The 7519-nt window shown below is 69.0% G+C and carries 7 protein-coding genes; 5 read left to right on the top strand and 2 right to left on the bottom strand.

Features of this window, described 5'->3' with window-relative positions; all coding sequences use genetic code 11:
* Positions 1 to 127: 127 nt before the first annotated feature.
* Positions 128 to 706, bottom strand: coding sequence for a TetR/AcrR family transcriptional regulator (locus RCH12_RS16945; RefSeq protein WP_088456647.1), 579 nt, complete (start codon positions 704 to 706; stop codon positions 128 to 130).
* 189 nt (positions 707 to 895) lie between these two features.
* Here RCH12_RS16945 and RCH12_RS16940 point away from each other — a divergent pair, with 189 nt between their 5' ends.
* Positions 896 to 1930 (top strand): NADP-dependent oxidoreductase, encoded by a 1035-nt coding sequence (locus RCH12_RS16940; protein WP_327017650.1) that lies wholly within the window; start codon positions 896 to 898, stop codon positions 1928 to 1930.
* A 46-nt stretch (positions 1931 to 1976) separates the two neighbouring features.
* Positions 1977 to 2681 (top strand): type 1 glutamine amidotransferase domain-containing protein, encoded by a 705-nt coding sequence (locus tag RCH12_RS16935; protein ID WP_327017649.1) that lies wholly within the window; start codon positions 1977 to 1979, stop codon positions 2679 to 2681.
* A gap of 91 nt (positions 2682 to 2772) precedes the next feature.
* Here RCH12_RS16935 and RCH12_RS16930 read toward each other — a convergent pair whose 3' ends face one another.
* Entirely contained in the window at positions 2773 to 3870 is a 1098-nt protein-coding gene (locus RCH12_RS16930; RefSeq protein ID WP_327017648.1) for an aminotransferase class V-fold PLP-dependent enzyme, read from the bottom strand.
* Positions 3871 to 3951: 81 nt separating this feature from the next.
* Between RCH12_RS16930 and RCH12_RS16925 the strand changes: the two genes are divergently transcribed.
* From RCH12_RS16925 to RCH12_RS16915, 3 genes are read left to right on the top strand one after another with little or no spacing between them, the layout of a single operon-like run.
* Positions 3952 to 4944, top strand: a complete 993-nt coding sequence (locus tag RCH12_RS16925) for a LysR family transcriptional regulator (protein WP_327017647.1) — start codon at positions 3952 to 3954, stop codon at positions 4942 to 4944.
* 12 nt (positions 4945 to 4956) lie between these two features.
* Positions 4957 to 6477 (top strand): glutamate--tRNA ligase, encoded by a 1521-nt coding sequence (gene gltX / locus RCH12_RS16920; protein WP_103429693.1) that lies wholly within the window; start codon positions 4957 to 4959, stop codon positions 6475 to 6477.
* Complete coding sequence (locus RCH12_RS16915; RefSeq protein WP_327017646.1) at positions 6474 to 7505, top strand: NAD(P)/FAD-dependent oxidoreductase; 1032 nt, start codon at positions 6474 to 6476, stop codon at positions 7503 to 7505. The genes gltX and RCH12_RS16915 overlap by 4 nt, the downstream gene beginning before the upstream one ends.
* Positions 7506 to 7519 lie beyond the last annotated feature (14 nt).

Raw genomic sequence — 7519 nt, 5'->3', positions numbered from 1 at the left:
ACTCGACGCAGCCACCCCGAGAGAGGCCCTCCATCAGCTACTCTCGGACCTAGAAAACGGCAGTGTTGCATCGACCGGTTGAATCCACCCCCGGCGCACCGGGCGCAATTGTCCGGACGGGGAACAGTTAGAGCGGGAACCAGGCGCGGACCTGGTCGGCGGCCGTGGAGAGAAGAGCGGCCGACTCGGCGGCATTGACCCTCGCGAGCAGCATCGCGCTCATCGAGAGCGACGCGAGGGTTCGCACCCGCTCGTCGGTGTTTTCGGCCGGTCCGCCGGCGAGGGCGTTGCGAAGTGCGGCGGCCAACTCGGTGCGGTACGCCTCGACGACCTCCCGGGCGGGCTCGTCGTGCGTGGCCAGACCCGTTGCGCAGTTGACCAGGAGGCAGCCCCGTCGGGGGGAGTCCAGTGGCAGCGTCGCCACGGCCTCCCGCAGTTCGTCGAAGTAGGCCAGCAGCTCCTGGCGGCCGGCACCATCCGCTTGCAGGCCGCGCAGGCGCGGTCGGATGACGGTGTCGCGGTAGTCGGCGACGGCGGCGTCGAAGAGTCCACGTTTGCTGCCGAACGCGTGGTACAGGCTCGACCGGTTTACACCCGTCGCCGTCTCGAGGTCGGCCAGGGATGCGCCGTCGTAGCCGCGGTCCCAGAAGACGTCGCGGGCGGATTGCACGACCGTGGTGCTGTCGAACGTCTGGAGCCGTCCCATGAGCTGTCTGCCTTCCGTCCGCGGACGTCTGGTCCGTGGGTATTACGAGCGGTGTTGCTGTGAATGTTCTGTACCGCTCGTTTCACTATAAACGATAGCCCAGCTATAGTAAAACGATCGGTGCAGAAAACCATCCGTTGAGAACAGGGACGCCCCCGGCACCGATCGCGAACAGTAAGGACTCTTGTCATGACGACAGCCACCAGCACTCAGATTCAGCTCGCCGCCCGGCCCACCGGTTGGCCCACCGCAGCGGACTTCAGCACCGCGGTCATCGACCTGCCCGACCTGGCGGCGGGCCAGGTGCGCGTTGTCAATGACTTCATCTCCGTCGACCCCTACATGCGCGGCCGCATGAACGACGTGAAGTCCTACATTCCGCCCTTCGTGCTCGGGGAGACCATGGGCGGCGGCGCCGTCGGCCACGTTGTCGAGTCGGCCGCGGAGTCCGTGCCCGTCGGCAGCCTCGTTGTGCACCAGTACGGCTGGCGCGATGTCGTGCAGGAGGATGCCGCGGGCTTCCGCGTCGTTCCCGAGATCCCCAACGTGCCGTCGTCGGCGTACCTGGGCGTGCTGGGCATGACCGCGCTCACCGCCTACGTGGGCCTGCTCGAGGTGGCCAAGTTCAAGGCAGGCGACACCGTCTTCGTCTCCGGCGCAGCCGGTGCCGTGGGCAGCATGGTCGGCCAGATCGCTCGCCTCAAGGGTGACGCTCGCGTGATCGGCTCCGCCGGCACCGACGAGAAGGTGGCCCTGCTCACCGAGAAGTACGGCTTCGACGCGGCCTTCAACTACAAGACCGGCGACCTCGCCACCCAACTGGCCGAAGCCGCCCCCGAGGGCATCGACGTGTACTTCGACAACGTCGGCGGCGACCACCTGAGCGCCGCACTCGGTGCCTTCAAGGATGGCGGCCGCGCCGCACTCTGCGGCGCCATCTCGCAGATGAACCGCACCGATGGCCCCACCGGCGTGCAGAACATGGTCAACATCGTCACCCGCGGGCTCACCCTCACGGGCTTCACCGTGGGCAACTACCTGCAGCACTTCCCGGCCTTCACCGAGCAGATGGGCGCCTGGTTCACGGCCGGCGACATCGTCTTCGACGAGACCGTCGTCGAGGGCATCGAGAACTCGGTCGATGCGTTCCTGGGCATGCTTCGTGGAGAGAACACCGGCAAGATGGTGGTCAAGACCTCTGACTCCACCGCGGCCGCCCACTAATCCTCGACCGCCGCACCCGATTCACTGAATTCGATCTAGGAGAAACATGACTTCCGTACTTTTTGTCGTCAGTGCCGCTGACCACTGGACCCTCAACGACGGCACCCTGCACCCCACCGGGTACTGGGCCGAGGAGCTCGCCGAGCCGCACCGCCTCTTCACCGAGGCCGGCTGGTCGATCACCATCTCCACCCCGAAGGGCGTCGCGCCCACCGTCGACGAGGGCAGCCTGGCCGCCGGGGCCACCGGAGGAGAAGAACGCTCCACCGAACTCCGCAGCTATCTCGACTCGATCCCCGCGCTGAAGAGCCCGGCCTCGATCGACGACGTCACTGCCGCCGACTACGACGTGGTCTTCTACCCCGGTGGACACGGCCCCATGGAAGACCTCGCGGTCGACACGACCAGCGGCCAGATCATGACGGACACCATCGCATCCGGCCGGATTCTCGGTGTGCTCTGCCACGCCCCGGCCGCACTTCTGGCCGCCACGGCCGCTGACGGCACCTGGCCGTTCCTGGCCTACCGCATGACCGGCTTCACCGACGCCGAAGAGGCCCTGGGCGGCCTCGCCCCGAAGGCCAAGTGGCTCGTGCAGGCGCGCCTGGTCGAGCTCGGCGCCGACTTCGTCGAGGGTGCCTCGTTCGCCGAGCACATCGAGATCGACCGCAACCTCTACACCGGCCAGAACCCGGCTTCCTCGGTGAAGCTCGCCGGTGCAATCATCGACGCGGTGGCCGCCCAGAAGTAGCACCGCTTACCCGTACCAGGCAGTTTCGCGAAAGCGGTCCTGTGGTCGCCTCACCATCCCGAGGCGACCACAGGGCCGCTTTCGTGCGAGGCTAGCGGCCCAGGGCTGCCAGAACGGCAGCCACGTCGGTGGCGTCGTTCCAGACGTGGAAGGCCACACGGGCGCGGCCCGCCCGGCCGGACGCGGTAATGCCGGCGGTGGTGAGTCGGGTCAGGTCGGTTCCGGCGGGATCGGCCCAGGTGACGATGGCCTGGTTGTTCTCGGCCAGCCCCAGTCCGGCGCAGAGCGCATTGCCCAGACCGGTGTCGTGGGCGTACACGGCGGCCGAGTCGAGTGAGCCGAAGAACTCGAGAGCCACCCGGGTGCCCACCCAGGCCGGCCAGGCCGGTGACACGTCGAAGCGTCGGGCGTCCGTCGCCAGGGTCATGGTCGGGCCGTAGCAGGATGCCCACGGGTCGTCGCCCGCGAACCAACCTGCCTGCACCGGGCGCAGCACCTCGGCCAGCGCGGGCAGCACGGTGAGGAAGGCCGCGCCCCGCGGTGCACCCAACCACTTGTAGGCGTGGCAGATGGTGGCATCGAAGTCGCCGGCGTTTACGGGCAGCCAGCCGGTGGCCTGTGTTGTGTCGCAGAGGGTGAATGCACCCACCGCGGCTGCGGCCGCCCGGATGGCCGGCGCATCCGCGATCACACCGGTGCCGGACTGCACCAGCGAGAAGGCGACCAGCCAGGTGCGCTCGGTGAGCGAGGCGGCGAGCTGGGCCACCGGAACGTGGCGTACCGTGATCCCGCGGTGCTCCTGCTGCAGGAACGGAAAGACCATCGACGTGAAGTCCCCGTCGACGCAGACGACCTCGCGCCCCTCTGGCACGGATGCGGCCAGCACTGCTGCCATCACCGACGCCTGCGACCCGATCGCCACCCGGTCGGTACCCACCCCGACCAGCCCGGCGTAGAGAGCCCGGGCCCGGTCGATTTCGGCCTGGTAGTGCGCGGGGGAGGCCAGGCCGCTGCCCCAGATGTCGGCGTCCTCGCGCAGGGCCCGCACCGTGCCCAGGGTGGGCAGTCCCGAGGTGCACGCGGCCAGGTAGCGCGTGCTCGTGGGGGCGTAGGCGGCCCGCACCTGGGGCATGGTCGGGGCGGGAGCCGGGGCTACGGACGGAACAGTGGACGGAACGGTGGATCGCATCCATCCAGCGTTGCCCCCTTCGATCCATTCGGCAACGCCCAGTCCTCGATCAATCAGATAACTAGTGGTTATGATTTGGGCATGCCCGAAAATCTTCACCGTGCACTCGACGTAGATTCCCATGCGCTGCGCATAGTGCACCGCATCAACGAGCTGGGCTCGATCACCGCGGCGGCCCGGTCGCTGGGCTACAGCCAGCCGGCCGTGAGCCAGCACCTCAAACGGCTCGAGGCCCGCCTGGGCATGCCGCTGGTGACCAAGGCCGGCCGCGGCGTGCGGCTCACCGAGGCCGGCCGCATCCTGGCCCGGCACGCGGCTACCGTGACCCAGGCGCTGGATGCCGCGGCGGGCGAACTCAGCGACCTGGCCGGCCTGCGGAGCGGCCGGGTGACCCTCGCCGCCTTCCCCTCCGCCTCGGCCACGGTGATCCCCACGGTGCTGCGCGGCCTCTCCCAGCGTCACCCCGGTGTGCAGCTGAACTACCTCGAGGCCGAACCGCCGGAGGCCGTGCGGGCCGTGCGCGACCAGGCCGCCGACCTCGCGATCACCTTCAGCTACACGGGCGACCAGGCCGACCCGCACCGGCAGAGCGCCCAGGGCCTCACCGTCGTGCCGCTCTGGCGCGACGAGATGCTCGTGGTTGTGCCCCGCGAGCACCCCCTGGCCGGCCGCGACCGCATCGACCTGGCCCTGCTGGCCGATGACCAGTGGATCGGCGGCTGCCCGCGCTGCCGGGCGCACCTGCTCGACCTCGCCACCCGCAGCGGCTTCAGCCCCAGCATCTCCTACGAGACCGACAACGTCGTGGCGGTGTTCGGCATGGTCGCGGCGGGCCTGGGGGTGGCGCTGGTGCCCGCCCTGGCCATCGCCGCGTCGCCGCTGCCGGCCGGGATCGTCGCCCGGCCGACCGCGGGCGGCGACTTCCGCACGATTCACCTGGTGGGAACGGAGGGCGCGGAGTCGATTCCGGCCGTGGCTGCCACCATCCGGGCCATCGGCGAGATCGACGCGGCGCCCTGGTCACTCGTGGGGGCAGACCGTGAACACCCCCCGGGCCCGGCGCTCGCTCGGTAGGATGAATGTCGTATGTCTACTACAACAGCGCACCCGTTCTCGACCGCAACCGGCACTGATGTGCGCGTGCGGTTCTGCCCCTCGCCCACCGGAACGCCGCACGTCGGCTTGATCCGTACGGCCCTGTTCAACTGGGCCTACGCCCGGCACAACGGGGGCAAGTTCATCTTCCGCGTGGAGGACACCGACGCCGCCCGCGACAGCGAGGAGAGCTTCACCCAGCTCCTGGACGCCATGCGTTGGCTGCGCCTGGACTGGGACGAGGGCGTGGAGGCCGGCGGGCCCCACGAGCCGTACCGCCAGTCTCAGCGCTACGACATCTACCGTGACGTGATCGCCAAGCTCATCGAGTCCGGCCATATCTACGAGAGCTTCGCCACCGGCGAGGAGATCGCCGAGCGCAACATCAAGCTCGGCCGCGACGCCAAGCTCGGTTACGACAACTACGAACGCGACCTCACCGACGCCCAGAAGGCCGCCTTCCGCGCCGAGGGCCGCGAGCCCGCGCTCCGCCTCAAGGTGCCGGACACCGAGCTCTCCTTCGACGACCTGGTCCGCGGCGAGATCACCTTCCCGGCCGGCTCGTTCAGTGACTTCGTCGTGGTGCGCCCCAACGGGCATCCGCTCTACCCGTTCGTGAACCCCGTCGACGACGCCCTGATGGGTGTCACCCACGTGCTGCGCGGCGAAGATCTGCTGTCCTCCACGCCCCGCCAGATCGCGCTGTATCACGCGCTGATCGACATCGGCCTGACCACCTTCGTGCCGCGTTTCGGCCACCTGCCCTACGTGATGGGTGACAAGAACAAGAAGCTCTCCAAGCGCGACCCGGAGTCGAACCTGTTCTTGCACCGCGAACGCGGCTTCATCCCCGAGGGCCTGGTGAACTATCTGTCCCTGCTGGGCTGGTCGCTGACCCACGACCGCGACGTGTTCTCCATCGACGAGATGATCGCCGCATTCGACGTCGTCGACGTGAACCCGAACCCCGCCCGGTTCGACCTCAAGAAGGCCGAATCGCTGAACGGCGACCACATCCGTCTGCTCGAACCCGCCGACTTCGCCGCCCGCGTCGTGCCGTACCTGGTGCACGCAGGCATCGTCACCGAGCCGCTCAGCAACGACGAGCAGGCCATCCTCACCGCTGCTGCCCCGCTTGTGCAGGAGCGCATCGCCCTGCTCGGTGAGACGCCCGACATGCTCGGCTTCCTGTTCGAGAGCGCCGACAAGCTCGACTACCAGCCGGATGCTCTCAAGTCGCTTCCGCAGAACGCCGCCGAGATCCTCACGGCCGCCACGGATGCCCTCCGGAACATTCCCGAAGCGGAATGGAAGCACGAGCTGCTGCACACGACCCTCGCGGACACCCTGATCGAGGGTCTCGGCCTCAAGCCCCGGGTGGCCTTCGGACCCCTGCGGGTGGCCGTGTCGGGTCGCAAGATCTCGCCGCCGCTCTTCGAATCCATGGAGATCCTCGGCCGGGCCGACTCGCTGGCCCGCCTGGATCGGCTATCGGCGACCCTGGTGTCATGAGCTCGGACGGTCTGCTGAGCGCCGGTACCGGCAGCGATACCGCTGCCGGTACCGCTGAGGCGCTGTATGACGTCGTCATCATCGGTGCCGGCCCGGCGGGCCTGGCCGCGGGGCTCAACCTCGTGCGCGCCCGCCGCCGCACCCTGATGATCGACAGCAACCGGCCCCGGCACTCCGCCACCCTGCGGTCGCACGGCTTCATCACCCGCGACGGTGTGCCGCCGCTGGAGCTGCGCCGCATCGGCCGCGAGGAGTACGAGGCCTACCCGGCCGCCGAGTTCCACATGGGTCTGGTGCGTTCCGTCGAGCAGTTGCCCGCCGCCGCCGCCGCCCGCTTCACCGTGTCCACCAAGGGCATGCGTGGCGAGAAGAACCGCGTGGTCACCGCGCGCACCGTGCTCATCGCCACGGGCCTGGCCGAGACGCTGCCGGCGCTGCCGAGCATTCGCGCCTGGTACGGCACCAACCTGCACAGTTGTATTGCCTGCGACGGTTACGAAGAGGCCGACCGGGCCCTGGCCCTGATCGGCGAGACCGACGACCTCGCCGAACACGCTCTGCTCATCTCGCAGTGGACCGACGACCTGATCGTCTTCACCAACGGTGTCGGCCAGGTCACCGACGCCGACGAGGCCGCACTGGCTGCGCGCGGCATCCGCGTCGACCGCCGCCCACTCAGCGACGTGGTGGGGGAGCGGGGAGCCATGACCGGCATCCAGGTCGCCGACGGCGAGTTCGTGGCCAGAGAGGGTGGGTTCGTGCGCCCCAAGTACGAGGCCGCCGCCACGTTCGCTGCGTCGCTGACCCCGACAACGGATGCCGCCGGCCTGCTCGTCGTCGATGCCCAGGGCCGTACCTCGGTGCCCGGACTCTACGCCGCGGGGGACACCACCCCGCCCGGCCCGGAGCAACTGCTGGTCTCGGCCGGAGAGGGAGCTCGCGCCGCGGTGGCGATAAACCGGGAACTTCTCGGCCCGCTCGCGACACACCCACCGCTCAATTTGGCTGGTCGCCCCGGAGTGGGATAGAGTTACTTTTCGGC

The organism is Cryobacterium sp. MP_3.1, from assembly GCF_035984795.1.
In the GTDB taxonomy this organism is placed as follows: Bacteria; Actinomycetota; Actinomycetes; order Actinomycetales; family Microbacteriaceae; genus Cryobacterium; species Cryobacterium zongtaii.
This window is presented reverse-complemented; position numbering and strand designations above follow the sequence as displayed.

Coding starts and splice junctions, on each gene's coding strand:
- gltX (WP_103429693.1), top strand. CDS start 4,957: ATGTCTACTACAACAGCGCACCCGTTCTCGACCGCAACCGGCACTGAT.
- RCH12_RS16935 (WP_327017649.1), top strand. CDS start 1,977: ATGACTTCCGTACTTTTTGTCGTCAGTGCCGCTGACCACTGGACCCTC.
- RCH12_RS16930 (WP_327017648.1), bottom strand. CDS start 3,870: ATGCGATCCACCGTTCCGTCCACTGTTCCGTCCGTAGCCCCGGCTCCC.
- RCH12_RS16915 (WP_327017646.1), top strand. CDS start 6,474: ATGAGCTCGGACGGTCTGCTGAGCGCCGGTACCGGCAGCGATACCGCT.
- RCH12_RS16925 (WP_327017647.1), top strand. CDS start 3,952: ATGCCCGAAAATCTTCACCGTGCACTCGACGTAGATTCCCATGCGCTG.
- RCH12_RS16945 (WP_088456647.1), bottom strand. CDS start 706: ATGGGACGGCTCCAGACGTTCGACAGCACCACGGTCGTGCAATCCGCC.
- RCH12_RS16940 (WP_327017650.1), top strand. CDS start 896: ATGACGACAGCCACCAGCACTCAGATTCAGCTCGCCGCCCGGCCCACC.